General features: G+C 68.6%; 24 protein-coding genes and 1 pseudogene. 18 read left to right on the forward strand and 7 right to left on the reverse strand.

What is annotated here, in order from left to right:
- Window positions 1–8 precede the first annotated feature (8 nt).
- The 8 genes from QIT00_RS35740 (at window position 9) to QIT00_RS38830 (ending at window position 5,790) form a co-directional block, all read left to right on the forward strand.
- Window positions 9–659 (forward strand): DJ-1/PfpI family protein, encoded by a 651-nt coding sequence (locus QIT00_RS35740; protein WP_282539667.1) that lies wholly within the window; start codon window positions 9–11, stop codon window positions 657–659.
- A 112-nt stretch (window positions 660–771) separates the two neighbouring features.
- Entirely contained in the window at window positions 772–1,503 is a 732-nt protein-coding gene (locus QIT00_RS35745) for a DJ-1/PfpI family protein (protein ID WP_282539668.1), read from the forward strand.
- Between the two features lie 162 nt (window positions 1,504–1,665).
- Window positions 1,666–2,793: an FAD-dependent oxidoreductase gene (locus tag QIT00_RS35750; protein ID WP_282539669.1), complete on the forward strand. Its 1,128-nt coding sequence runs from the start codon at window positions 1,666–1,668 to the stop codon at window positions 2,791–2,793.
- A 794-nt stretch (window positions 2,794–3,587) separates the two neighbouring features.
- The gene (locus tag QIT00_RS35755) at window positions 3,588–4,127 is read left to right on the forward strand and encodes a hypothetical protein (protein WP_282539670.1); all 540 of its coding nucleotides are present in this window, start codon (window positions 3,588–3,590) and stop codon (window positions 4,125–4,127) included.
- Window positions 4,128–4,156: 29 nt separating this feature from the next.
- On the forward strand, window positions 4,157–4,432 hold the full coding sequence (locus QIT00_RS35760; protein ID WP_282539671.1) for a SipW-dependent-type signal peptide-containing protein: 276 nt from the start codon (window positions 4,157–4,159) through the stop codon (window positions 4,430–4,432).
- Between the two features lie 400 nt (window positions 4,433–4,832).
- On the forward strand, window positions 4,833–5,228 hold the full coding sequence (locus tag QIT00_RS38820) for a response regulator (protein WP_349017232.1): 396 nt from the start codon (window positions 4,833–4,835) through the stop codon (window positions 5,226–5,228).
- The gene (locus QIT00_RS38825; protein ID WP_349017233.1) at window positions 5,198–5,530 is read left to right on the forward strand and encodes a response regulator transcription factor; all 333 of its coding nucleotides are present in this window, start codon (window positions 5,198–5,200) and stop codon (window positions 5,528–5,530) included. The genes QIT00_RS38820 and QIT00_RS38825 overlap by 31 nt, the downstream gene beginning before the upstream one ends.
- Before the next feature lie 5 nt (window positions 5,531–5,535).
- Window positions 5,536–5,790, forward strand: a complete 255-nt coding sequence (locus QIT00_RS38830; RefSeq protein ID WP_349017235.1) for an ATP-binding protein — start codon at window positions 5,536–5,538, stop codon at window positions 5,788–5,790.
- Between the two features lie 109 nt (window positions 5,791–5,899).
- Here QIT00_RS38830 and QIT00_RS35770 read toward each other — a convergent pair whose 3' ends face one another.
- Window positions 5,900–6,280 carry a cupin domain-containing protein gene (locus QIT00_RS35770; RefSeq protein WP_282539672.1) on the reverse strand — a complete coding sequence of 127 codons (381 nt, stop codon included), beginning with the start codon at window positions 6,278–6,280 and terminating at the stop codon, window positions 5,900–5,902.
- 110 nt (window positions 6,281–6,390) lie between these two features.
- On the opposite strand from QIT00_RS35770, the gene QIT00_RS35775 reads away from it, so the two are divergent.
- The 4 genes from QIT00_RS35775 to QIT00_RS35790 all read left to right on the forward strand — a co-directional run bounded on the left by QIT00_RS35775 (window position 6,391) and on the right by QIT00_RS35790 (window position 10,106).
- Complete coding sequence (locus QIT00_RS35775; RefSeq protein ID WP_282539673.1) at window positions 6,391–7,209, forward strand: helix-turn-helix transcriptional regulator; 819 nt, start codon at window positions 6,391–6,393, stop codon at window positions 7,207–7,209.
- 103 nt (window positions 7,210–7,312) lie between these two features.
- Window positions 7,313–7,849: a pyridoxamine 5'-phosphate oxidase family protein gene (locus QIT00_RS35780; protein WP_282539674.1), complete on the forward strand. Its 537-nt coding sequence runs from the start codon at window positions 7,313–7,315 to the stop codon at window positions 7,847–7,849.
- 106 nt (window positions 7,850–7,955) lie between these two features.
- Window positions 7,956–9,080 carry a DUF5954 family protein gene (locus tag QIT00_RS35785; protein WP_282539675.1) on the forward strand — a complete coding sequence of 375 codons (1,125 nt, stop codon included), beginning with the start codon at window positions 7,956–7,958 and terminating at the stop codon, window positions 9,078–9,080.
- 360 nt (window positions 9,081–9,440) lie between these two features.
- Window positions 9,441–10,106: a DUF6518 family protein gene (locus QIT00_RS35790; RefSeq protein WP_282539676.1), complete on the forward strand. Its 666-nt coding sequence runs from the start codon at window positions 9,441–9,443 to the stop codon at window positions 10,104–10,106.
- A 501-nt stretch (window positions 10,107–10,607) separates the two neighbouring features.
- On the opposite strand, the gene QIT00_RS35795 is transcribed toward QIT00_RS35790, so the two are convergent.
- The 4 genes from QIT00_RS35795 to QIT00_RS35810 form a co-directional block, all read right to left on the reverse strand.
- The gene (locus tag QIT00_RS35795) at window positions 10,608–11,426 is read right to left on the reverse strand and encodes a class I SAM-dependent methyltransferase (RefSeq protein WP_282539677.1); all 819 of its coding nucleotides are present in this window, start codon (window positions 11,424–11,426) and stop codon (window positions 10,608–10,610) included.
- A 280-nt stretch (window positions 11,427–11,706) separates the two neighbouring features.
- The gene (locus QIT00_RS35800) at window positions 11,707–12,933 is read right to left on the reverse strand and encodes an MFS transporter (RefSeq protein ID WP_282539678.1); all 1,227 of its coding nucleotides are present in this window, start codon (window positions 12,931–12,933) and stop codon (window positions 11,707–11,709) included.
- 405 nt (window positions 12,934–13,338) lie between these two features.
- Window positions 13,339–14,025 carry an SMI1/KNR4 family protein gene (locus QIT00_RS35805; protein ID WP_282539679.1) on the reverse strand — a complete coding sequence of 229 codons (687 nt, stop codon included), beginning with the start codon at window positions 14,023–14,025 and terminating at the stop codon, window positions 13,339–13,341.
- 155 nt (window positions 14,026–14,180) lie between these two features.
- Complete coding sequence (locus QIT00_RS35810) at window positions 14,181–14,741, reverse strand: carboxymuconolactone decarboxylase family protein (protein WP_282539680.1); 561 nt, start codon at window positions 14,739–14,741, stop codon at window positions 14,181–14,183.
- Between the two features lie 67 nt (window positions 14,742–14,808).
- Between QIT00_RS35810 and QIT00_RS35815 the strand changes: the two genes are divergently transcribed.
- From QIT00_RS35815 to QIT00_RS35825, 3 genes and pseudogenes are all read left to right on the forward strand, one after another.
- Window positions 14,809–15,174, forward strand: a complete 366-nt coding sequence (locus tag QIT00_RS35815) for a winged helix-turn-helix transcriptional regulator (protein ID WP_282539681.1) — start codon at window positions 14,809–14,811, stop codon at window positions 15,172–15,174.
- Window positions 15,171–15,510 (forward strand): annotated as a pseudogene (locus QIT00_RS35820) (helix-turn-helix domain-containing protein); the annotation flags it as partial. The gene QIT00_RS35815 and the pseudogene QIT00_RS35820, both read left to right, overlap by 4 nt.
- A 155-nt stretch (window positions 15,511–15,665) precedes the next feature.
- Window positions 15,666–16,082, forward strand: coding sequence for a VOC family protein (locus QIT00_RS35825; protein ID WP_282539682.1), 417 nt, complete (start codon window positions 15,666–15,668; stop codon window positions 16,080–16,082).
- Window positions 16,083–16,251: 169 nt separating this feature from the next.
- On the opposite strand, the gene QIT00_RS35830 is transcribed toward QIT00_RS35825, so the two are convergent.
- Window positions 16,252–17,091, reverse strand: a complete 840-nt coding sequence (locus QIT00_RS35830; RefSeq protein ID WP_282539683.1) for a helix-turn-helix transcriptional regulator — start codon at window positions 17,089–17,091, stop codon at window positions 16,252–16,254.
- Window positions 17,092–17,392: 301 nt separating this feature from the next.
- Here QIT00_RS35830 and QIT00_RS35835 point away from each other — a divergent pair, with 301 nt between their 5' ends.
- The 3 genes from QIT00_RS35835 (at window position 17,393) to QIT00_RS35845 (ending at window position 19,725) form a co-directional block, all read left to right on the forward strand.
- Window positions 17,393–18,025: an ATP-dependent Clp protease proteolytic subunit gene (locus QIT00_RS35835; protein ID WP_282539687.1), complete on the forward strand. Its 633-nt coding sequence runs from the start codon at window positions 17,393–17,395 to the stop codon at window positions 18,023–18,025.
- A 195-nt stretch (window positions 18,026–18,220) separates the two neighbouring features.
- On the forward strand, window positions 18,221–18,868 hold the full coding sequence (locus QIT00_RS35840) for an ATP-dependent Clp protease proteolytic subunit (protein WP_282539684.1): 648 nt from the start codon (window positions 18,221–18,223) through the stop codon (window positions 18,866–18,868).
- A 44-nt stretch (window positions 18,869–18,912) separates the two neighbouring features.
- Window positions 18,913–19,725: a thioesterase II family protein gene (locus QIT00_RS35845; RefSeq protein ID WP_282539685.1), complete on the forward strand. Its 813-nt coding sequence runs from the start codon at window positions 18,913–18,915 to the stop codon at window positions 19,723–19,725.
- Window positions 19,726–19,859: 134 nt separating this feature from the next.
- Here QIT00_RS35845 and QIT00_RS35850 read toward each other — a convergent pair.
- A partial coding sequence (locus QIT00_RS35850) for a type I polyketide synthase (protein WP_282539686.1) occupies window positions 19,860–22,659 on the reverse strand: 2,800 nt, incomplete at its 5' end.

Below are 22,659 nucleotides of genomic sequence, written 5' to 3' on the forward strand. Positions count from 1 at the left end.
AGAGACCTATGCCCACTCAGCCCGGGGACGCCGCCCCGCCCGCCCCCACCGCGACCGCCCCCCGGCGCCCCATGCGTGTCCACACCGTGCTCTACGACGGCGTGGAGGAGCAGGACTTCGCCGGTCACATCGAGGTGCTGGGCATCGCGGGGGAGGACCTCGTCGCGCAGTCCTTCGTCCACGTCGAGGGGGGCCGGCGGGTGAGGACGGCCGCCGGTATGGAGATTCGGTGCCGGGACACCTGGTCGCCCCGCTCCGCCGACGTGATCATCGTGCCCGGCGCGGGCTACGGCGACGGCTCCGGGCTCGACCGGGAGATCCGGCGCGGCGTCCTGCCCCGCGCCCTGGCCTCCGCTCCCAGGAAGGGGCTCGTCCTCGGCGCGGTGTGCACGGGCACCATGCTCCTGGCCGCCGCCGGACTGACCGACAGGCGCCGTTGCACCACCCACCACATCGCCCTGGACGATCTGCGCCGGCAGGGCGGGCGCGTGGTCGGCGGCCGGGTCGTCGACGACGGCGACCTCGTCACCTGCGGCGGCGTCACGTCGGGCATCGACCTCGGCATCTGGCTGCTCGAGCGCTACTTCGGCGCGGATCTGGCCGTCCATGCCGAGAAGGTCCTGGAGTACGAACGCCGGGGCACCGTGAACGTCGCCTGACGAACGCTCAAGCTCCGCTCCCCCTCACCCTCCCCCTCCCCCTCCCCCTCACCCACACCCACCCCCTCCAGCCACCTGGTACCTGTCACATGCCCAGAGAAACGAGACGACCTTGAAGCGACGCACCCTTCTGCGCAGCGCGACCGCGCTCGGAGCCGCCAGTCTGGCGTCCGGTGCCGCCACCGACAGCGCGGTCGCGGCCCCTTCCCGACGCGACGACGACGATTCCCTCCGGGTGCACGTCGTACTCTTCGACGGCGTGGAGGAGCTCGACCTGGCCGCCCCCTACGAGGTGTTCGCCGCTGCGTCCCACTTCACCGACCGGTCGGTCGACGTGCGCTACGTCGCCGTCGACGGCCCCCGCACCGTCACCGCCGCCTACGGCACCGCCCTGCGCGTCGAGCACCCGTGGGCGCCGGAGCAGGCCGACCTCCTCGTGGTCCCCGGTGGCGGATACGCCCGCCGCGAGGCCCCCGGAGTATGGGCCGAGATACGCCGAGAAGCGCTGCCCCGGGCGCTGGCGCGGGCGCACCGGCCGGGGCTCACGATCAGCGCCCTGTGCACCGGCGTGATGTTGCTTTCCGCCGCCGGCCTGACACACGGCCGGCCCTGCACCACCCACCACCGGGCACGGCATGACCTCGAACAACAGGGCGGACGCCTGAAGAACGCCCGTGTCGTCGATGACGGCGACCTGGTCACCGCCGGGGGAGTCACGTCAGGCCTGGACCTCGCCCTCTGGCTGACGCAGCGCGAACTGGGCATCGAGGCCAGGCTCGGCCTGGAAGGCATGCTGGAGTACGAGGCACGCGGCACGGTCTGGAGAGCACCGGGGCCTGCCTAGTACCCGAGATCCGGACGCCGAGCGAACGCCGTTCCGGGTGGGCGTCGGCAAGTTATCGGGGGCTGTCGGACCGATGCCGGCGGCTTGTCGGCGGGGCCTGGCACCTTTCCGTGAGACGGCCGCCGGAGAGCACTGGGCGGTCCTGATCCCGAGGGAGTCGGCATGCACACGCCCGTCACGATCATCGGCGCCGGACTCGGCGGACTCACGCTGGCCCGCGTCCTGCACCTCCACGGAATCCCGGTCGCAGTCTACGAGGCCGAGTCCTCCCCGTCGGCGCGCACGCAGGGCGGGATGCTCGACATCCATGACTACAACGGGCAGTTCGCCCTCAAGGCGGCCGGACTGATGGACGAGTTCCACGCCATCGTCATCGAGGGCCGCCAGACACTGCGGCTTGTCGAGCAGGACGGGACCGTTCTGTACGAGATGGCCGAGGACGGCACGGGCGGACGTCCCGAGGTGCAGCGCGGGGAACTGCGACGAATCCTGCTCGACTCGCTCCCGGCCGACACCGTCCGGTGGGGGCACCAGGTCACTGACACCCGAGCGCTCGGCGAGGGCCGTCATGAGGTGACGTTCGCCGACGGCGGCACCGTCGTCGCCAGCCTGCTGGTCGGCGCGGACGGCGCCTGGTCGCGGATCCGGCCGCTGCTCTCCGACGCCACACCCGCGTACGCCGGGACGTCGTTCGTCGAGACCTACCTGTACGACGCCGACACCCGGCACACCCGGACGGCGAAGGTGGTTGGAGGCGGGTCGGTGATCGCGCCCTCGCCGGGCAAGGAGATCTTCGCTCACCGGGAAAGCGGTGACACGCTGCACGCCTACGTGGCATTGTCCAGGCCGCAGGACTGGTTCGCCGCCATCGACTTCACCGATGCCTCCACCGCGGCCACGCGGATTGCGCAGGAGTTCGACGGCTGGGCACCGGAGCTCACCGCGCTGATCACGCACGCCGATATCACGCCTGTTCTGCGCCCCCACTTCGCCTTGCCGACCGAGCACCGGTGGGACCGAGGGCCGGGGGTGACGCTACTCGGCGACGCCGCCCACCTCGCGGCCCCAAACGGTGAAGGCGCCAACCTGGCCATGCTCGACGGCGCCGAACTCGGCGAGGCCCTCGCCGCGAATCCCGACGACATCGAGGCCGCGCTCACCGAGTACGATCAGGCCCTTTTCGCCCGCAGCGCCGAGGCAGTCACTTTTGACGGCACGGAGGTCCACGGAATCGACTCCGAAAACAACACAGCCCAGGCCATGCTCAAGATGATCACCGAGCAGAGGTGAGTGACAGGCCACCCCTGAGCCCGAAATCGCCGAGCCCCGAAATGATCGCCCGGCCAAGTCCTAGCCGAAGTCGACGGCCGCCAGCATCGGGGCGGCGACGGCCAGGGCGTACTGCACCTTGCGGGTCGCATACGCGCTGATACAGCGTGGCAACGTGTGCAGCACGTAGGGGCACCGGGCATCGTACTTTCAGTCAATGTCCACTGTGGCCATAAGGATGAAGTCTGAGCGCGTCGCGTTTCCTGGATTGGTAAATTTCAGTCGGCCCGAAGGGGAACGGGGAACGGGGGGAACGGTCCGAGTGATTACCACTGAGACGCCCCTTTGTGGTGAATTCCTTAGGGGTGCCTGAAAGGGAGACAACATGCGTTCTACTCTGTCTCGGCTCACTGCGCGTACCGGTGTCGTCGTCGCCGACTCCGACCAGGTGGCCAGTGTCGCCCAGGGCAAGAAGAAGGCGCAGAGGAGGAAGCGGCCGGTCCGGGTCGTGAGGCAAGGTTGTGAAGTGGCGGCGCGGCGACCACTACTTCGGCGGCCTAGAGCGTTGTCACGGCCGTAAGAGTCAGAACAGCCAAGAAACCCGCAGCGTCAATTGCTGCGGGTTTCTTGGCTGTTCTGGTCCCGGATCCGGATGCTTTTCCTGACGGGTTCGACCGGACACAATTCCGTGGTGAATATGCGATATAACCGTTACGCGCTTTACGGGTGCTCTTGATGTCGGCTTCGTAGCTTTGTGGATGTCGCCGCGATGAAGCGGAACAGCCACCGGAAACCATCTCGAAAGGCACCCCATCATGCGTAAGTCCCGCGCCCTGCGTACCACCGTCGTCGCCGCGATCGCCACCGTCGGCATCAGTGTCGGAGCTGCTTCCGGGGCCATGGCCGCCACCGCCTCCCATGGGGCGGTGCCCACGGCCCTCAGTGTCGAGTCCGTCGCGCAGGCCAAGGCCAAGCCCGCTCCCAAGCCCACCCCGAAGCCGAAGCGGGTCCTGATCGCCTCGCCCACGCTGGTCGTTGGCACCACGGCGAAGGTCTACCAGCTGAGCACCAATCACTTCCAGGCCGACATCTTCGGCTCCGGGGGCAAGGTCGGCTCCCTGGACGCCAACGGCAGGGCCGCCTACGGCAACCACAACGGGATGCGCGAGGTGCTGGAGCCCAGCGGCCGGCTCAAGTCCTGGATGGACGACGCCGGCAGGGATGCACGGGCGGTACCGGACAACACGGATGACGTGACGCCGGACCAGGGGGACCAGAGGCCCGACGTGCAGCAGCCGGACGCCGCCCAGGCGCCTGAAGGCAGCGTCGCCCCGGCCCCGCAGCCGGGCGCCTGAGCACGCAGAGTGGAGGTAAGGAATCGATCATGCCGACCCGCGTGCGCCTGCGGGCACTGGCGATCGTCATCGCAGCGCTGGCCGCCGTCGCCATGCCGACGGCGGCAGCGTTCACCGACACCGCCGAACTTCACCACCCTCTCGACGCCTCACCCACCACACCGCGCGAGCAGATCCAGCCGGCCGCCAACATCGTCGGCGAGATCGCCCGAAAGGGCGCCAAGCGCTCAACAGGCCAGACCCTGGGCATGCTGCCCCAACCATCTCGGGGCGCGAGCGGGAACCTCACAGTGACAGCCCACTGAGTCCTCGGTCTCAACCGAGCGACGCGAAGTCGATCACATCACCAGGTCAGCCGTTCGGACGAGCCCTGCGACACGCCCGCGCTCCGCGCTCGGGCGGCCCTGACCTCCTCAAGCATGGGCGCAGACCGGGTTGCTTGCGGCGGTCGCGGCGGTTGCGGCGGTTGCGGCGGTTGCGGCGGTCGCGGCGCTGAAGGACCACCAGCGATCGTCGACGACGGAAGAAACCCCGACACGAAGAGCACGTCCCGCTCCTGGTCGGCGCCGGGCTCGGGTGGCACTGGGGGAGCAACGCCGCTCCGGTTCTGCGACGCCCAGGCCGCCCCTGACCTGTCGCTGAAACCGCTGGAGCACCGCGCAGCCCACGGACGAGCTGCCGGACACCTGCCGGAAGTGGGAGCCGATGGCGATCACAGTGGTCATCGCGGACGACCAGGAGATGGTCCGCCAAGGATTCCGAATGATCCTTGAGGCGACACCCGGCATCGACGTGCTCGCCGACGTCGCAGACGGTGAACAGGCCCTGCACGCCGCCCGCTCCCTCAACCCCGACGTCATGCTCCTGGACATCCGCATGCCCGGCATGGACGGGCTGGAAGTCAACCGTCGGCTGCGTCGGACAGAGCCGCAGACGGACACCGACGGGGCCCCGCCGAAGGTGGTCATCATCACCACGTTCAACGACGAGGAGTGTGTCCGCACCGCGCTTCACGAGGCGTCTCCGGCTTCCTCCTCAAGGACGCCAGTCCCGCCCTGCTCGTGGAGGCGGTGCGGGCAGCGAATGCCGGTGACTCGCTGATCTCCCCCGCCATCACGGTGCGCCTGCTCGAACAGATGACACATCGGCCGGGCGCCCTCAAGGCCGCACCCCAGCCGGCCGAACCGCTCACCCCGCGGGAATTGGACGTCGTCCGTCGCCTGGCCCGAGGTCGCACCAACGCGGAGATAGCCCAAGACCTCTTCCTCTCCGTGTCGACCGTCAAAGCCCACCTCGCCCACATCCAGACCAAACTCGACGTACGCAACCGGCCCCCGGCCTCGAAGCGCGCCTGCCTGCCGACGTCCGTGCGGGCATCCACCGCATCGTCCGCGAGGCACTGACCAACATCCGCAAACACGCCGCCGATGCCGACCTCGTACGCGTCTGCCTCCATGAGCAGGTCAACGGAATTGAACTGACGGTGGTCAACGACGGCCACCGTGCCGCAGCCCTTCCCCCTCGCGCACGCGGCGGGGGCTTCGGCCTGGACGGTATGCGCGAGAGGGCCGCCGCCATGGCCGGCCGCCTGGACGCCGGACCGAGGGACACAGGCGGCTGGCAGGTACGAGCCCGCCTGCCGGTGCGACCGCCCGGCACCTGACTCCACGGCACCCCGGCGAGCTGCCGGCGGAACGCGGGCGCAGCAGCACTCGTTCGCGTCGCGGTTCTACGCCGACTCCGGGCTCATGCCCCTGCCGAAGTAGACCCGGTCACGGGCTACCGCCGAGGATCTCGGCCGCCTTGGTCATCGACCCGCCTGCGTCACCGGTGTTGAGGGTTCCCGCCGGTTCGAGCAACAGGATCGCGGTCTCCTCGTCTGCCACGGTGCAGTGTTCGACCCCGCGGGGAACTACGAACAGCTCACCGGGTTCCAGTACCACGTCGCCATCCCTGAGCTGGATGGTGAGCCGTCCGCTGATGACCAGGATCAATTCGTCGGTGTCCTCGTGGGTGTGCCAGACGAACTCCCCCTTCAGTTTGGCCAGTTTGACCTCGTAGTCGTTGAGCACAGCCACTGTCTTCTGCGACCACAGCTCGCTGAACTGCGCGAGCCTCTCGGCGAGGTTGACGGGCACAGCTGACTGGGACATACGGAATCCTTCCTCGGGCCGGCCGTCGGGAGCGACGACCTCTCAGGCCCTCCAAGCCGGTGTGACGAGCCTGCCGCGCCCCGGCTCCGCCGGTCTTGTACGTTCCTGGCATGGCCTCTGACCGCCCCCGCACGTCCATCAGGGCCTGGAGGCCTTCGGTCCCCGGGATCGCCGAGGTCTTCCACGCCCACTTCACCGACCACGCGTACCCGGCCCACACCCACGACACGTGGGACCTGATGATCCTCGACGACGGCTCAGTGGACTTCGCGCTCGACCGCCGCCGCCATGGGGCGGCCGGTGGAGCCGGCGTCCTCCTGCTGCCTCCCGGCGTTCCCCATGACGGTCGGACCGTCACCGCGTCGGGGTTCCGCAAGCGCAACCTCTACCTCGACGCCTCCGTACTCCCTCACCGTCTGGCAGGCCGAGCAGTGGACACTCCGGTCCTCAACGATGGACTGCTGCGCCGCCGGATCGACCAGCTGCATGCCGCGCTCGTCCATGCCGGAGACGGTTTCGAGGCTGAGTCCCGCCTGTCGTTCATACGAGAACGGCTCCACGTCCACCTCGCTGCCCTCCACCCCCGCACACCGGGCCGCGAGGCAAACCGACTCGCCACTGAACTGCGACAACTACTGGACTCCCGTACCCACAAAGGCCTTTCACTGCGCGAGGCAGCGGCCACCCTGCATGCCCACCCCACCCACCTGATCCGCTGCTTCAAGCAGACATACGGCCTGCCGCCACACGCCTACCTCACCGGCAAGCGCATCGAACACGCCCGTCGACTGTTGCTCGCCGGCCACCGCCCCGCCGAGGTCGCCGCAACCGTGGGCTTCCACGACCAAGCCCACCTGAACCGACACTTCACACGCCACGTGGGCACCACACCCGCGCGCTATCAGCTCAAAACTGATGGCGCTCTCTGAGATCGGCTCTGCCCGAGTTCCCTGAACCCGAACCCGCAGGTCGGAAGACCAAGCAACCCAAGACCAGCGCCGCCCGGCCCGAGCAATGCACTGAGGAACACTCATGAACCCCGATGTCGGAACGGATTGGGCCGGATTCGCGCAGGTGGCACCGGACCTTGCCCGGCGAGCTCGTGCGGCCGCTGAGCGTTGCGGTTTCGTCCTGGTCGGGACGATCCGGCGGGACGGAACACCTCGAATCAGCCCCGTGGAGATTCATTTCGTGCGGCACCAGCTGATGCTCGTCATGATCGCCGGATCACACAAGGCCCGTGATCTTGATCGCGACCCCCGTCTGGTTCTGCAGACTCCGGTGACCCATCCCGCCAGCCCCGAGCCCGAGGCCAAGCTCCGCGGCCACGTCATCGACGTGGACGAAACGCAACGCGAAGCGACCGCCGCGTCGATCGAGGCAGCAAGCGGCTGGCGACCCCGTAATACGTGGCGCTTCTTCGCCGTGACCCTGAACGCCGCGAACTACATCGAGTGGCAAGAGGACGAAATGACCTTGAGCCACTGGGACAACGTCAACGGGCTCCGGCCGGCCGAACGACGCCGACTGGACATGGAGGCCAGTAGATACGTCCCAGTCATTGAGTGAAAGTGAACGAAGCCGCCTGCATCCTGCACATGGAAAGGCAGCGGTTCGGGCGGGCGATCTGGCAAATCGGTGATGTGGGTGGGTGGTTGTGGCCAGGATGGGAGGTATGAAGCATGAGGGTGTGGGGCCGGGTGTGCGGCCGGTGACGGTGAGGGTTCCGGTGGAGCCGGTGGAGGCCGCGGTTGAGGCCGATGCGCGCGACGCGGCGGTGCGCGGTGATCGTCTGGCGGTGAGGGGCCCGTTGTTCGGGGTGGCCGCGCAGGGCGCGGGCGACGGGGCGTGTTGGCGGGTGGTGGTCGAGGTCATGCACGGCTACCCGCAGCAGGCTCGCGACTCGTTGAACAGCCGGCTCTGGTTCCGGGCGAAGGACGAGGCCAAGAACCGGGTGGAGCGGCGCGCGCTGCTGGACGCGGTCACTCGCCTGGAGACCGAGCCCGTCGACGACCTCACCGTGCTGGGCACCCGCTATCGCGTCGTAAGGGCTGAGGAGTACATGGCCATGGACGCGCACGGCGGCACCGAGATGCCACGCGCCACCGACCCGGAGCCGCTCACCCCCGACTGGAGCCGCCGGAGTCGTCACGCGAAGGTCGACGACGGCCTGCTGCTGGACCCGGACGCGCCCTTGTCCCCCCTCGCGGCCGTGGAACGTCTGTCCCTGCGCACTCTCGCCTACACCGGCGCCAGATTCCCAGCTGATGTGCTGGCCGAATCCGCGCATGCTGTGGAGAGCCATCCTGATGTCCTGCTGATGCCCGTGGCGTTCCGGATCGTGGAGCGGTCCGGCGACGAGCCCTGGACGCCCGGCGGTGGCCTGATGGCCACGGCCCACGATGCGCGTCGGCTCCTGGACTTCGACCTGGTCTGGTGGAGGCCCCGCGAACAGGGACTGATTCCCCAGCACGCGGAGACGATCGACGGAGTCAGCGTCGATGCGCGCACCCTCCTGGCCGAGAGCACCGATCCCGCGGCGGGCGAACTGGCGGTGTTCGCCGAAGCGGCGGACCGCCTGCGCACCGAACACCTCAACGAGGTCGTCGTCCAGGGGAGGACCTCCCGGATCTGCCGCGCGCGCCGCCTGCTGCGCTGGGGCCCCGACGGACCGGAAGGCCCACGCCCGTCCGACAGCAGCGGCGACCACGCACCCGCTGTGCTCCACCCGCGCCTCGACGAGGACGGCACCATCCACTTCGACGAAGAACCCGCGGAGGACGACGACGCCGCCTCGTGAACTGACCGGGCGTACGCGGGCCCGAACTCACGGCCTCGGCGCTGGTGTTGGACGCGCCTGGAAGAAGGCGTTCGCGAGCCTCAAGCGCAGCAACCAGCATGACTCTGGAACGCTGCCACGCTGAGTGAGGATTCACGAGGATTCACGAGGATTCACGAGGATTCACGAGGATTCATGGAGAGGTCGGGTCAGAGCTACGAGCTTCCGCCGTCTCCCCGGCCGGCGCCGTCACCAGTGCCTTGTTCCCGGATCGCCCCTGTTCAGCCGTTATCGGCGGCGTGATGTGCGACGGATATCGTGAAGTGCCGCAGACGCGGCAGCGCCGAGCTGCGTCAAGATCGCCGAGCAGGAGAACTACCCTTGGTCACGACCGAGCGTGCGCGCCGCACGACTGTCCGCCGCTCCATATCGCCCAGGCCATGGCCTCAGTGCGCCCTCGCCCTCGGGGTGGGCCTCGCGGGAGGGGCCCTCACCTCTTTCGGGCAGAGTGCCCTCACGGGCGGCTGGCACGCCTTGGTCAACTCGGCCTCTCCGTGGGTCACGGTCGCCCTGCTCATCGGTATGGGCATCCCGGGGCGCTGGCGCACGGCCGCTGGAGTCGGCGTCCTGTCGCAGCTCGGCCTGGTCGTGGGGTACTACGCGACTTCAGAACTTCGTGGCTTCGCGGCCGGCATGTCAGCCGTGGTGATCTGGGTCGTCGCCGGTGTCGTGGCGGGGCCGGTCTACGGTGCCGCCGGAGCACTGCTGACCGATGAACGACGCCACATCCGATCGATTGCGGCTGGTGTGACGGGCTCGGTCTGGGTGATGGAGGGGATCCGTTTCCTGTCGCTCGCGACGGACGCGAACTCCAACAGCGGCCCCGGCAAGGCAGCAGGGTGGTGCTACCTCCTCGTAGGCGTGCTGCTGCCACTCGCCCTCGCCCGCTCGCTCCGTGAGCGTGGCTACGCCCTCCTCACGCTGGCCGCCGCCTCGGGAGCCGCCATCGTGGCAGGCCTCCTCATCGACATGGCCTTCACCCTCTGACCCGGTCAGCCCGGCCCGGCCTCATGGAGCCCTGGCCCCACGGAGCTGCTCAAGGTTCCGTCCCATCGGACTCGCTTGGCTGTGGAGGCTGGGCCACGCTTCTGAATGGGCTCGGCCCGGCAAGGGAGCTACCCGGGAGAACCCTGACCGCTGGCGTGCTGGCGTGCTGGCGTGCTGGCGTGCTGGCGTGCTGGCGTGCTGGCGTACGCCCGTAAGCAGATGGGCGTACGTGCCGTGCCTGCGTTCCCTGCTTCGTGCTGGAGCCGAACGAACTCCAGCAGCCCAAGCTCAAGCAGCAGAAGAAGGACTGACGCCCCCTCTGTACCCCCCTGGCTCGCGGAGGGCGGAATGCACCGAGCCGAGGCGCAGGTCGACTCTGTCGGCCACCCCAGCCTCCTTCCATGCCCGCTTGGCCGAGGCGACTCGAACCGCCATGAGCTCAATTCCGTGACGGCCTCGCAACGAGGGCGGGGCGGGTCTCCGGCAGGTCTGACGGCGCTCTCACCGTGGAGTGTCGGACTGCCCGCCCCGAGGATGCGTGACCCGTAGCTTGGACTGGCCGTGCGGCAGCGCCTCCCAGTCCTCCATGAACCGCGCGGCCAGACCGTGCTTCTCGGCGAGGCGGATCAACGTCCCGGTGCGGTAGTAGAAGTCCTCGCCGAGCACCTGGTGTTCGGCGCCCTCGGTGCGGTCGAAGGTGAAGTCGAAGAAGCCGTCAGAAGCCAACACCCGCCCTACGTGGGCAAGGCACTGATCGATGACCTCCAGCGGCGAGTGCGAGAACACGCTGTGGGCGTGCACCACCGAGAAATACGCGTCGGGAAGGAAGTCGAGCGTCAGATCGGCGACGGGCGTCAGATGCGGCACCTTCTGCTGCAGTCCGTACCGGACGAGGGTCTTCTTCCCCTCGATGAGGATGTCCGGCGAGATGTCGATCCCGAAGTAATGGCCGGGCTCCAGATACTCGATGAACCGCCACCCGGCCCGCAGGTTCCCGCACCCGATCTCCAGCATCCGGTCCTGCGGTTTCAGCCCGTGCCGCACCAGATAGTCGTACTGCATCTGCCCGAGGGCCAGCCAGCGCGCGTGCGACGTCCTGCCACCCACCGCCGCCTCGGCACTCCTCGCCGTGTCCGACGCCATCACCGCCCGGTAGTACGCGATGTGGCCCCCGCCGCGATGTCGCAGCCGCAGCCAGCCGTTCCGCGCAAGCCGACGCAGGTGGGGGAGCACACGCCGGGGATGACGCAGCGCGTACCGCACCTGGTGACCAAGCCGCGAACGGTCCCTCCGCAGAGGTGCAGCCGACGATCTGTGCATGACACCCTCCGAGCCTTCATCCGTAGGCATCGCCTGCCCGGATGCTAAGGACCGGCTGCCGACACCGCCCGTCGAGCATCCGACGTCGAGCCTCCGCCGAGCAGGCAATGCCCGCACTCTTTCGGACCTCGGACCTCGGACCTCGGACCTCGGACCTCGGGCCTTCGGACCTTCGGGAAGAGCCGCTCAGCCGAGTGCCTCACCGCCGTGGTGGCCCCCGCGACCGGCGGCAGCGTACAAGGGCGGACACCATCCATGCCGGACGTGTGGAGTGGGTCGGTCAGGTGGTCGCGAGCAGTGCCACGATGGCCGGGCCGAAGGCGGCGCCGAGCAGGTAGCAGAGGTTGAACAGGCCGATGGCCGAGGGGCGTTCCTCGTCGGGCAGGGTGGAGGTGGCCTGCACGGCGAAGACGCCCTGGCCGGAGGCGGCCGCGATGGAGGCGAGGGCCTGGGCGGCGAGCAGCACCAGGGACGAGGTGCCGAACTCGGTGACCACCGGTGCCGCGATGCCGAGCAGCAGCAGTACGACGATGATCGGGCGGCGGCCCATGCGGGCGGAGGCGGCGACCACGAACCAGGACAGGGTGCCGCCGAGTACCAGCGGCCAGACCATCGCGATGCCGATCTCGCTGGCGGACCAGGTGGTGTGCTCGCCCAGGCGGTCCGGAATGGCGAACATCAGGCCGAAGTTGACCACGGCGAGGACGAAGGCGAGGACGGAGGCGATCAGGAACGCGGGCTTGCCCACAACGACCGCGGGCACGAAACCGCGCGGCCTGGACCGCAGGTGCCGGATGAGCAGCAGCAGGGCAGCGGCGGAGGTCAGGGTGGCCGGCAACGGGTAGTGCGGGACGAAGACAAGGGCCGTCACGAGCGCCGTGAGCAGTAGCGCGCCGAGGGCGTCGAACCGCTCGCGGGAGGGCTCGCTGTGCGCGCGGCGCAGCACGGCGGGGACGGCGAGGACGCTGAGCACCGGCAGGGCGAGCGTCAGTTTCCACGACAGTACGTCGTTGGCCAGCGAACCGGCCAGTGGCGCGGTCGAGCCGACCACCGCGAGGGACGCGGTGACCAGGCCCATGCGCAGCGGTGAGGTGTCGGCCAGGTGCATCGCGGCGGCGGTCAGGCCCGCGGTGCCCAGGGCCTGCAGTGCGCAGCCGGCGATCAGGGCGGGCAGCGCGGGCACGGCGAACACCAGCGCCGCGCCGGCGATGACAAGGAGCGCGCACACGCTCAGCGCGGTCCGTGCGCCCTTGTGTCGAAGCAGCCCGGCCATCAGCGGGGTGCCGACGGCTATGCCCCAGCCGAACGCGGTGACGGTCCAGGTGACTGCGTCGGCCGTGGTGCCGAGGTCCCCGGCGATCGTGTCGAGCACCAGGGACGGCCCGGCGATACCGAAGGACAGCGGGCCCGCGATCAGCGCGAGCAGCAGGGCGGGTACGGGACGGACAGCCGGTGACCGCCCCTGACCGGCGGGGGCGGTTGCCGGAGCGGTCGTTGAGTCAGGCATCGGTTCTCCACGGTGTGCAGGGCCTACCGGAGATCCCGAACTTCGCGCAACGTTCGAACAGAGGCGACTTCTCGAGGACGGTCGGCATGCCGACGAATCTGCCGACCACCGGTGGCGCCGGTCAACGAGGGCCTACCGAGTACGTCAGGTCCGCGCGGCCGCGGGCGCGCGCCAAGTCTTCGCGTACGAGTCCTTCCGTGGCATGAGCAGACGCGGCATGAGCAGACGTGGCATGAGCAGACGTGGCATAGACCGGACGCCCGCTGACTCTGCCCCTTCCCGCGTCAACGATCACCCGGACCGCGGCCTGAGCCACCGCCGCACACGCCCTGGAGCCGGAAGCGCCGATGCTGCGAACGCGGCCGCATGTGCCCGCAACCCAGGTGGGGTTCCGGTGCGTCGCACTCATTGCTCGATACGCCACTCAAGGCGATGCACCGGATCTCCGTCGATCACTACGGGCGTCGCGTACAGGTGAGGAACGGTGCTCAGGGGTGGAACCTCGATCACTCGGGGAATATGCCGGTACGTTCGTCCGCCGCCCCGGACGCCCGCGCCGGATTCAAGGCCATCCGCGATCTCGTCGAACATCTCCCCCAAGTTCTGCCACCGGATGACGCCCCAGACGTCAGTGCCTTCGTAGTCGATCTCTCGGACGGTGCCGTAGGTGTTTCCGGAGCGGTGATCCACCGCGAGGTACTCGCCGGTGTTGGTCACCGCGATGGGTACCCAGAACTCGTACGCGTTCGGCGGGTCCCACGGCCCTTCGGGCCCTTCGGGTTCCAGACCGTCATCCGTGAATTCGCTGCGGAAGTCCTCGAACGTCTCCGCGAAAAGCTGCGGCCCGCCCTTCATCCCCTCGGCGTTGATGGGGGAGTACCTGAACGGCCAGATGCCGCAGGCATGCATGGCGCCGTCGTGCAGTTGAAGCCATTGCACGAGATGCGGATGAAGCGGGTACGGGAGGGTGTCCTGGAGGGACCGGATCGCCTCTTCGGAGGCCGGGGGATGCAGGGCCTTCAGGTTACTGGTGCACCGGTGCTGGTGAAGCCAGTTCTCGATGCGGGACCAGGCTCGTATGACATCGCTCATCGCCACCACCTTATGAGTGCCTGAGCAGCGGCCTCCGGCGAAATCCAAACCGACAGGGGGCGGACACACGCGCGGGATGCCACAGGACGAAGTCCCGGACGGACCAAGGGCTGTCCCGCCATGTTGGGCAACGATCGGGCGCACGCGGGATGGGGTTACTCCTTCGGGAATCGTGCGGCCCAGGTTTCCTCCTCCAGGAGGAGCCCGTTGGCCAGACAGCTGATGGTTCGGTACCAGCCGGTCAGTACCAGGAGTTCGAGTAGCTGAGCATCCTCGTAGTGGACGCGCAGGGCATCCCAGGCGGACTGCGAGAGCCGGGCCGTGTCGTGCAGTTCGTCGACTGCGTCGATCAGTGCGGCATGGCGCTGCGGCCATGTGGCACTGGCTGCCGTACCGGTTTCGGTGGTTGCGCGGAGCTGTTCCGGGCTCAGTCCGGCCTGCTGGGCGAGGGTCGCGGCGTGCACGCCCCATTCGTAGGCACAGTCGGTGCGCGCGGTCACGCGGGCGATGACGATCTCACGGTCGATGGCGGGCAGGAGCCCATGGCCCAGCAGCCCGGCGCCCAGGGAGAACATTCGTGAGGCCAGTTCCGGGTTGCGCTGGAGTACTCGGAACAGGGCGAGTGGCTCGTGCGGCACGCCGGGCGGCATCCACCTGCGGAGTGCCTGGTCGACGGAGGCAGGGTACGGCGGGGTGAGCGGTTCGATGCGCGGCATGCGGCACCTCCTGCTTCGATTTTCGAACCACTATGATGCTTCGAGAACCGAAGCGCAAGGAGTGAGCATGGAAGCCAGAGCGCCACGGCCGGGTGTGCCGGTACGAGGGTCCGAGTCGGGGCGCCCCGTCATGGCGGCACTCGACCTGCTCGGACGACGCTGGACGATGCGCATTCTGTGGGAACTGAGCCAAGCCCCGGCCGGCTTCCGGGAATTGCAGCGGCGATGTGAGCGCATGTCCTCCAGCGTGCTCACCACGAGGCTCGACGAACTGACCGGCGCCTGCCTGCTCACCCCGCAGGCAGATGGCTACCACCTCACCCGGCTTGGTCAGGATCTCGTCGAGGCGCTGAGCCCGCTGGACGCCTGGAGCCGACGATGGGCCAAGGAGACGGGCACGGGCACGACTGGAGGGTCCGAGGGCGTGAAATGATCACAGCGTCGGCCGGTGTGATCACGCCGTCGGTGCCCTCCCGGACAGCTCCGTTCAGTGGGCTGGACCCGTGCTGTGTCGGCGAGTTGGTGACCGTGGTGCGCCGCGAGACCTCGGACGAGACGCGGCGCGGGCCGCCGTGGCGCATACCGCTGGAGGAACGGGTACTGCTGGTCGCGGCGTACTGGCGCACGAACTTGACGATGCGCCAAATCGCCTCGCTCTTCGGTATCTCCAGGTCGGCCGATCGAATCGAAGAACTGTCGGCACTCCACTGCCCACCAGGTCGTCATCGACGCCGACACCCGCCTGGTTGTGGTGGTCGGCCGACCGTTGCCCGCCAAGAGCCCGTACGAGCACTGTTCGAGACCGGCCCGACTCGGTCGTAGGGCTCGCGATCGATCGACCCTTGACCTTCGGGCCGATGCCGCGGGGACCATACCCGCATACGCTGCCGCAGCCAGAACCTGATCGATTGCGAGGAGCACCCCATGCCCGCCACCGGCCAGAGCCACATCCGCATCGCCCGGCCGTCGCGTGACCTCGCTGCTGCGGAACACTTCTGGGTCGGCGGGCTCGGGCTGAGCGTATTGTTCCGAGCCGAGAGCGCAGGCCGACCGGACAAGCACGATCTGTTGATGGTCGGCTGGCCGGACGCCTCCTGGCACCTTGAACTCGTCCACGACGCCGCCGTTGAACCACAGTCCACCGAGGAAGACCTCCCCGTCGTCTACCTCGGCGAGGACGTACCGCACACGCTGCTCGCCCGCCTGGAAGCCCACGGCGGCAAGCGCGTGCAGTCGCGTAACCCGTACTGGGACACATGGGGTGCCACCATCAAAGACCCGGACGGCTACCGGTTGGTACTCAGCACCCGCAGTTGGACCAACTCCTGGCCGTGTACGTAAAGTCCCTCCCCCAGCCTTCGGCCGGGAGGTGCCCCCAGAGCAGGGGAGGCCCCAATCGAGACCTGCGCCCGGCGCGCCGAGAGCATGCTCCCCCAAGCTCTCGACTCCGCTCGAGCAGGGGGACCCCTATGACGCCGCCGGGCCCGCCCTCCGGGCGGACGACGGGACTTTACGGACACGGCCTGGCACTGAGGGCAGGTTCCTCACGGATCTCGCCCAGTGGGGTGTGCACGATCAGCCTGGCCGTCCCTGTGGGGTCCGTGTGCAGGAGTTCCACAGTGCGTACCGCCATGATTCCGCGATGCGGATGACGTAGATGGAAGACGCTGGCTTCAGGGCCTGCCACCTGGTGTTCCTCCCACCAGAAGTGAAAGTGCGGGCTTGCTTTGGACAACTCGCGGACCAGGAAAGAGGTCCGCGTCGAGGCCCGCCAGTCCGGCACCTCGGCGCGGAACCGAGCCACCCAATGGCGTGCCCGGTCCTCCCACTCGACGAGCCGGTCGGGCGCGCTCTCGGAGGTCAGAAGCCACAGGAGGATGTTGCGGCGGCTCTCCGGCACGCCTCCGAAATCCATGAGCCACTCCGCGGCCGCTTCATTCCAGCTCAGCAGATCGCCGTACTCCGAGCAGATGTAGGCCGGTGACGAGTGGAGGTGATTGACCACATCCTCAAGTGGCTTCCAACTCTCCGCGAGGCAGCCGATCCTCGGCTCGTGGCACGAACCCTGCCGGGAGAGTGAGTGCAGATAACTCCGTTCGTACGGTGTGAGGCCCAGGACTTCGGCCAGGCCGTCAAGTACCTCCGGAGACGGCGATACATCGCGCGCTTGTTCCAGATATGTGTACCAAGTGGGACTGACCCCCGCGAGTACCGCGACTTCCTCCCGCCGCAACCCCGGCGTTCGCCTTCGCACACCTTCTGGCAATCCGACATCGGTCGGCGCGACGTTTTCACGCCGCCTTCTCAGGAAGTGTGCTCTTTCCCGTCGGCGATATTCGTCTATGGACATCGTCACCCCCGTGATCCCGTTATCCCCTTGGTCTGCATTTAACCACAGTGACCAAACGGATTCGCAGCCCCCGTAGGGTAGTTACTGCCAGGAAATTTGCATGCGCTTCCGCCAGGAGCGAACGGGTCCGGGGGGTTGGGTGACCGTGCTACGGTCCGATGTACGAAGATCGATACAGATCCATCTGGAGCCCGTCGGGGCAGATGGAGCGTCGGTCCTCGGAGGAAATGACTGCGCGACGGCGTTTGCTGTCGCACACATAGTTGGGGGCTCAGTGGCTCAGCAGACGAACCGACAGGCAATGGCGGCGGAGCACGCGCAGACGGCACCCCGGGCAGAGGGTGGCGCCGTCCCGGCCTGGGGCATGGGTGACCAGGTTTTCAGTCGGCTCCTGAAGGACCGGATCGTCTTCCTCGGGCAGGCAGTGGACGACGAGATCGCCAACCGCATCACGGCCCAACTCCTCATGCTCGCCGCCGAATCGGACGAGGACATCTACCTCTACATCAATTCCCCCGGCGGCTCTGTGACGGCCGGTATGGCTGTGTATGACACCATGCAATTGATCAAGAACGACGTCGTCACTATCGCGATGGGATTCTGTGCCTCCATGGGGCAGTTCTTGCTCACCGCAGGAACTCAGGGGAAGCGTTTCGCGCTGCCGCACACCAAGGTTCTGATGCACCAGCCGTCGGCCGGTCTCGCCGGTTCCGCCAGTGACATCAAGATCTACGCGGAGCAGCTGCTGCGCACGAAGCGGGAAATGGCGGAGCTGATCGCTCAGCATTCCGGAAATGATCTGGAGACCATTACCCGCGACTCCGACCGGGACCGCTGGTACACGGCGCAGCAGGCCAAGGAGTACGGCCTCATCGACGACGTCATCCAGACCACCGCGGCAATTCCGGGCGGCGGCGGAACCGACCACAGCTGACCCGATCGTAATCGTAGTAAGTCGGCTTTAGTTGGGGGAGGGGGCTTATGCGTGCCCCCTCCCCCAACTCCTTCATGCCGTTTACTCTTTCAGGCTCGCGCGCATGCTCCACATCGTGGGAGTTTCCACTCAGTATCGCCACTCTGCCTGATTCCGAATGAATTCCGCACCCGGAAGAACAGAGGTTGTATTCTCATGGAGAACCGTTTGACTGCGGCGTTCGGACAGCAGGCTCCGCAAGCCCGCTACGTTGTTCCGCGATTCGTCGAGCGCACCGCGCAGGGGGAGCGGGAGTATGACCCCTACACGAAGCTGTTCGAGGAGCGCATCATCTTCCTCGGGTCCCAGGTCGACGACACCTCCGCCAGTGACGTCATGGCCCAGCTGCTCTGCCTGGAGTCCGCCGACCCCGACCGTGAAATCTCCATCTACATCAATTCGCCTGGCGGCTCGCTGACGGCCCTGATGGCGATCTACGACACGATGCAGTTCGTGAAGCCGGACATCCAGACGGTGTGCATCGGCCAGGCGAGCTCAGCCGCATCCGTCATCCTCGCCGCAGGAACGGCGGGCAAGCGGGTCGCCCTGCCCAACGCGCGCATCCTGCTGCACCAGCCGTACAGCCAGGGGCATCAGGGGCAGGTCTCGGACCTGGAAATCCAGGCCCAGGAGATGGAGCGGCTCCGGGCGCAGCTCGAAGGCGTGCTCGCCAAGCACTGCGACCGCGACATAGCGAAGGTCCGCGAGGACCTTGAGCGGGACCACATCCTCACCGCCGAACAGGCCCTGGAATACGGCCTGATCGACCAGATCATCACCCCCCGCTCCCTGGCACGCACCTGATCGCGGGGTGCAGGCGACATCACGCTGTGAGTACGACGAGTTCATTGAGTTCACATACGAGCGCGCCGAGCGACCGGAGAGGTGCGGGCCGCAGTGTGCTGCGCGGTCCGCGCAGCGACTGGGTGCGCGGCTTCTTCTCCGACGTCGAGAGCGAGGCTCGGGTCCTCTGCTTCCCGCACGCCGGGGGCGCGGCGAGCACCTACCGCCCGCTCGCCCAGCTGCTGGCTCCCCGCATCGCGGTATGGGCGGTGCAGTACCCGGGTCGACAGGACCGCCGTACGGAGCCGGTCCTCGACAGCATCACGGCCATCTCCGACCGGGTCGTCACGTCGCTCGCGCAGCTGCCCGACACGGATGACGACCGGCCGCTCGCCCTGTTCGGACACAGCATGGGCGCACTCGTCGCCTTCGAGGTGGCCCGGCGCCTGGAAGCCGCCGGGCCACGGCGGCCGGTCCGGGTCTTCGTGTCGGGCCGCCGCGCCCCCTCGCTGCCCAGCACTCAGCCGTCCCTGCACGACAAGGGTGACGCGGCGCTGCTCGCGGAACTGCGTCGGCTCAACGGCACCGCGGAGGAGATCCTCGCCGACGAGGAGCAAGTACGGCTGTTCCTGCCTGCCCTGCGCGGCGACTACAAGGCTGTCGAGACCTACCGACCCACAGGGCCCGCGGTGCTGTCCTGCCCGATCACGGTGTTCACCGGCGAACAGGATGCCCATGTCACACCGGGAGGTGCGGCACGCTGGGCCGCCCACACCACGGCGGAGTGCGACATGCGGACCTTCCCGGGTGGCCACTTCTTCGTAGACACTCAGCGTCCTCAAGTGGCCTCGGCCATCACCTCCCGGCTGCTCTCCTGAGCCGGCCAGTTCCGGTGCGGTGACGCTCCAAAGCTCTGACGTCGCCGGGGCTGACGCGTCAAGGTGTGTCGAGACCGCCGCTGGTACTTCTTACCAGCGGCGGTCTCGCCTTTCAGGGGTTCAGCAGGTCGTCCTCAGCCGTCCTCTCCGCCGGTGGCCGTGCCGACGGTCAGCTCTTCCGCGATGTGCTCGGCGAGATCCGCGACCGTCGGGAAGTCGAACACCAGCGACGCGGGCAGGCGCAGGCCCGTCTCCTTGTTGAGGCGGTTGCGGAGTTCGACTGCCATCAGCGAGTCGAAGCCGAGGTCCTGGAGTTCTTCCTCCGCCTCTACCTCCTCGGGGTCGTCGTAGCCGAGGATGTCGGCGATGTGGCCCAGGACCAGTGCGTACAGCGCGTCCGGGTCCGGCGCCACGGGTTCTTCGCCATCCGTGGCCGAGGCTGTGGCGGCGCCGGTTACGGTGGTGCCGACTCGCCGGTCGACTAGGTCGGCGGCCACCAGGTAGGACCGGTCCTGGGTCAGCGCGGCGTCGAACAGGGCGAGCGCGTCTCCGTGCCCCAGGGGCAGCACCCCCGCCCTGGTCATCCGCTCGCGGTCGGCCTCGCTGAGCCGCCCGGCCATACCGCTGCCCGCGTCACCGGCCGTCTCCCCGGTGTCGCCCCACGGGCCCCAGGCTATGGAGGTTGCGGGGAGGTGGTGGGTGTGGCGGTGTTGGGCGAGGGCGTCGAGGTAGGCGTTGGCGGCTGCGTAGTTGGCCTGTCCGGCGTTTCCTAGTGTGCCGGCCACGGAGGAGAACAGGACGAAGGCCGTCACCGAGTCGAGGTTTTGGGTGAGTTCGTGCAGGTGGTGGGCGGAGTCGGCCTTGGCGCGCAGGACGGTGTCCAGGCGCTCGGGTGTGAGGGCCTCGACGGTGGTGTCCTCCAGGATGCCAGCCGTGTGGATGACGCCGGTGAGAGGGTGCTCGGCGGAGATGCCGGCGATGACCGAATTCAGGGCGTCGAGGTCGGCCGCGTTGCAGGCCGTGATGGTCACGTGCGTACCCAACTTGCCGAGATGTACCGCAAGTTCGCGAGCTCCCGGAGCCTCCGGGCCGCGCCGTGACGTGAGGACGAGATGGCGTACGCCGTGCCGCCTGACGAGGTGCCGGGCCAAGGCGGCGCCGAGGGCTCCGGTGCCTCCCGTGATCAGGACGGTGCCGTCGCGGAGGAAGGTGTCGTTGTCGCGGGGGGAGTCCTGAGCGGGGGTGGGGTGGGTGTGCCGGCGTTCCAGGCGCGGTACGAGGACGGTGCTGCCTCGTACGGCGGCCTGGGTCTCGCCCGCCGCCAACAGCCGTCCAGACAATGCTTGTTGGGTTGCCGGGTCGTTGGCAACGGTGTCGGTGTCGGCGAGCAGGAAGTGTCCGGGGTGTTCGGTCTGTGCGGTGCGGACCAGGCCCCAGGCGGCGGCCGCGGCAGTGTCGGTGATCTTGTCGTTGGTGGCGGTGGAGATGGCGCCGTGGGTGAGGATCAGCAGGGGGGCGGGGCCGGGGCCGGTGCCGGGGGCGGCTGCGGAGGGGGCCGCCAGGCCCGCGAGGTGTTCCTGGATGGCAGCCAGGACGCCGCCCGTGACCTGGCGCACCGTGCCCCCGCACGGCACGCGGAAGCAGTGGACATCCGCGGCCCGGGCCGCATCGGAGGCCGTGGGCCGGGCGGGCAGGCGTACCCAGTCGAGGCCGTGCAGGGCCGGGCCCTGAGCGCGGTGCGGCTCCGCGGCGAGTACGCCCTCCGCATGCCGGATCCACGCGCCGCCACGGGCACCGTCCCGTACCACGGCGCGGGAGTGCACGGTCACCGCCCGGTGCCCGTCGTCGTCCGGAGCCGCGAGGGCCAGCTGGACATCGAGTTCGCCTTCGTCCGGCAGGACGAGAGGGGCCTGCTCGGCGAAGACCAACGGCCGCTCACCGGGCGGCAGTACGTCGCCGCTGAACGCGCGGCCCACCAGCTCGGGATGGGTGCTGCCGGAGAGCCGACCCGTGTGCACAGTGCTGCCGTCGGCCAGCTCCAGGGCGGCGCCGAGGAAGGGGTGCTCCGCGAAGGCCGAGGACGCGGCGGCGCCACCCGCCCCGAGGCCATGGGCGCGAGGTGGACGCGGCGACTCCGCGAGCCAGTAGCGCTGGCGTTGGAAGGCGTACGTCGGCAGCTCGACCGGCACCGTACCGGCAGGGAACGGGGCGCTCGGATCGAGCGCCGCGCCGGACGCCTGGGCCCGCGCGACGGCCGTGACGAAGCCCGTCGGGTCGGGGTGCGCGGCGACGACGACCGGACGGTCCTTACCGCCCTTGCCGTCAACTCCCCTCCCGTTCCCGCCCTGTTCGAGCTCTTCGAGCGTCCGCTCGATGGCATGGGCGAGTACCGGCTTGGCGGACAGTTCGAGGTAGCCGGTGACGCCGTGGGCATTGAGGGTGCGGATGCCGTCGGCGAAGCGGACGGCTTCGCGGATGTGGCGGGTCCAGTAAGCGGGGGAGGTGAGTTGGTCGTCGGTGGCGAGCAGGCCGGTCACGTTGGACACCACCGGGATGCGGGGTGGGGCGTAGGTCAGTTGGGAGGCGCTGCGCTGGAACTCGTCGAGCAGGGAATCCATGTGCGGGGAGTGGAAGGCGTGGCTGACGCGGAGAAGGGTGGTCTTGCGGCCGCGTGCCTTCCAGGTGGCGACGAGGTCGTTCACAGCTGCGGCGTCGCCGGAGATGACGGTGGAGTCGGGTGAGTTGACTGCCGCGATGTCGACGCCGTGGGGCAGGCCTGCGGCACGTACTTGGTCCTCGGTCGCTTGGAGGGCGGCCATGGCGCCGCCCGCGCGGGCGGCTTGCATGAGCCGGCCGCGGGCGGCGACGAGGGTGGTGGCGTCGTCGAGGGTGAGTATTCCGGCGGCGTGGGCGGCGGTGAGTTCGCCGATGGAA

The organism is Streptomyces luteolus (assembly GCF_029968015.1).
GTDB lineage: Bacteria > Actinomycetota > Actinomycetes > Streptomycetales > Streptomycetaceae > Streptomyces > Streptomyces luteolus.

Coding starts and splice junctions, on each gene's coding strand:
- QIT00_RS35740 (WP_282539667.1), top strand. CDS start 9: ATGCCCACTCAGCCCGGGGACGCCGCCCCGCCCGCCCCCACCGCGACC.
- QIT00_RS35750 (WP_282539669.1), top strand. CDS start 1,666: ATGCACACGCCCGTCACGATCATCGGCGCCGGACTCGGCGGACTCACG.
- QIT00_RS35755 (WP_282539670.1), top strand. CDS start 3,588: ATGCGTAAGTCCCGCGCCCTGCGTACCACCGTCGTCGCCGCGATCGCC.
- QIT00_RS35760 (WP_282539671.1), top strand. CDS start 4,157: ATGCCGACCCGCGTGCGCCTGCGGGCACTGGCGATCGTCATCGCAGCG.
- QIT00_RS38820 (WP_349017232.1), top strand. CDS start 4,833: ATGGCGATCACAGTGGTCATCGCGGACGACCAGGAGATGGTCCGCCAA.
- QIT00_RS35770 (WP_282539672.1), bottom strand. CDS start 6,280: ATGTCCCAGTCAGCTGTGCCCGTCAACCTCGCCGAGAGGCTCGCGCAG.
- QIT00_RS35775 (WP_282539673.1), top strand. CDS start 6,391: ATGGCCTCTGACCGCCCCCGCACGTCCATCAGGGCCTGGAGGCCTTCG.
- QIT00_RS35780 (WP_282539674.1), top strand. CDS start 7,313: ATGAACCCCGATGTCGGAACGGATTGGGCCGGATTCGCGCAGGTGGCA.
- QIT00_RS35785 (WP_282539675.1), top strand. CDS start 7,956: ATGAAGCATGAGGGTGTGGGGCCGGGTGTGCGGCCGGTGACGGTGAGG.
- QIT00_RS35795 (WP_282539677.1), bottom strand. CDS start 11,426: ATGCACAGATCGTCGGCTGCACCTCTGCGGAGGGACCGTTCGCGGCTT.
- QIT00_RS35800 (WP_282539678.1), bottom strand. CDS start 12,933: ATGCCTGACTCAACGACCGCTCCGGCAACCGCCCCCGCCGGTCAGGGG.
- QIT00_RS35805 (WP_282539679.1), bottom strand. CDS start 14,025: ATGAGCGATGTCATACGAGCCTGGTCCCGCATCGAGAACTGGCTTCAC.
- QIT00_RS35810 (WP_282539680.1), bottom strand. CDS start 14,741: ATGCCGCGCATCGAACCGCTCACCCCGCCGTACCCTGCCTCCGTCGAC.
- QIT00_RS35815 (WP_282539681.1), top strand. CDS start 14,809: ATGGAAGCCAGAGCGCCACGGCCGGGTGTGCCGGTACGAGGGTCCGAG.
- QIT00_RS35825 (WP_282539682.1), top strand. CDS start 15,666: ATGCCCGCCACCGGCCAGAGCCACATCCGCATCGCCCGGCCGTCGCGT.
- QIT00_RS35830 (WP_282539683.1), bottom strand. CDS start 17,091: ATGTCCATAGACGAATATCGCCGACGGGAAAGAGCACACTTCCTGAGA.
- QIT00_RS35835 (WP_282539687.1), top strand. CDS start 17,393: ATGGCGGCGGAGCACGCGCAGACGGCACCCCGGGCAGAGGGTGGCGCC.
- QIT00_RS35840 (WP_282539684.1), top strand. CDS start 18,221: ATGGAGAACCGTTTGACTGCGGCGTTCGGACAGCAGGCTCCGCAAGCC.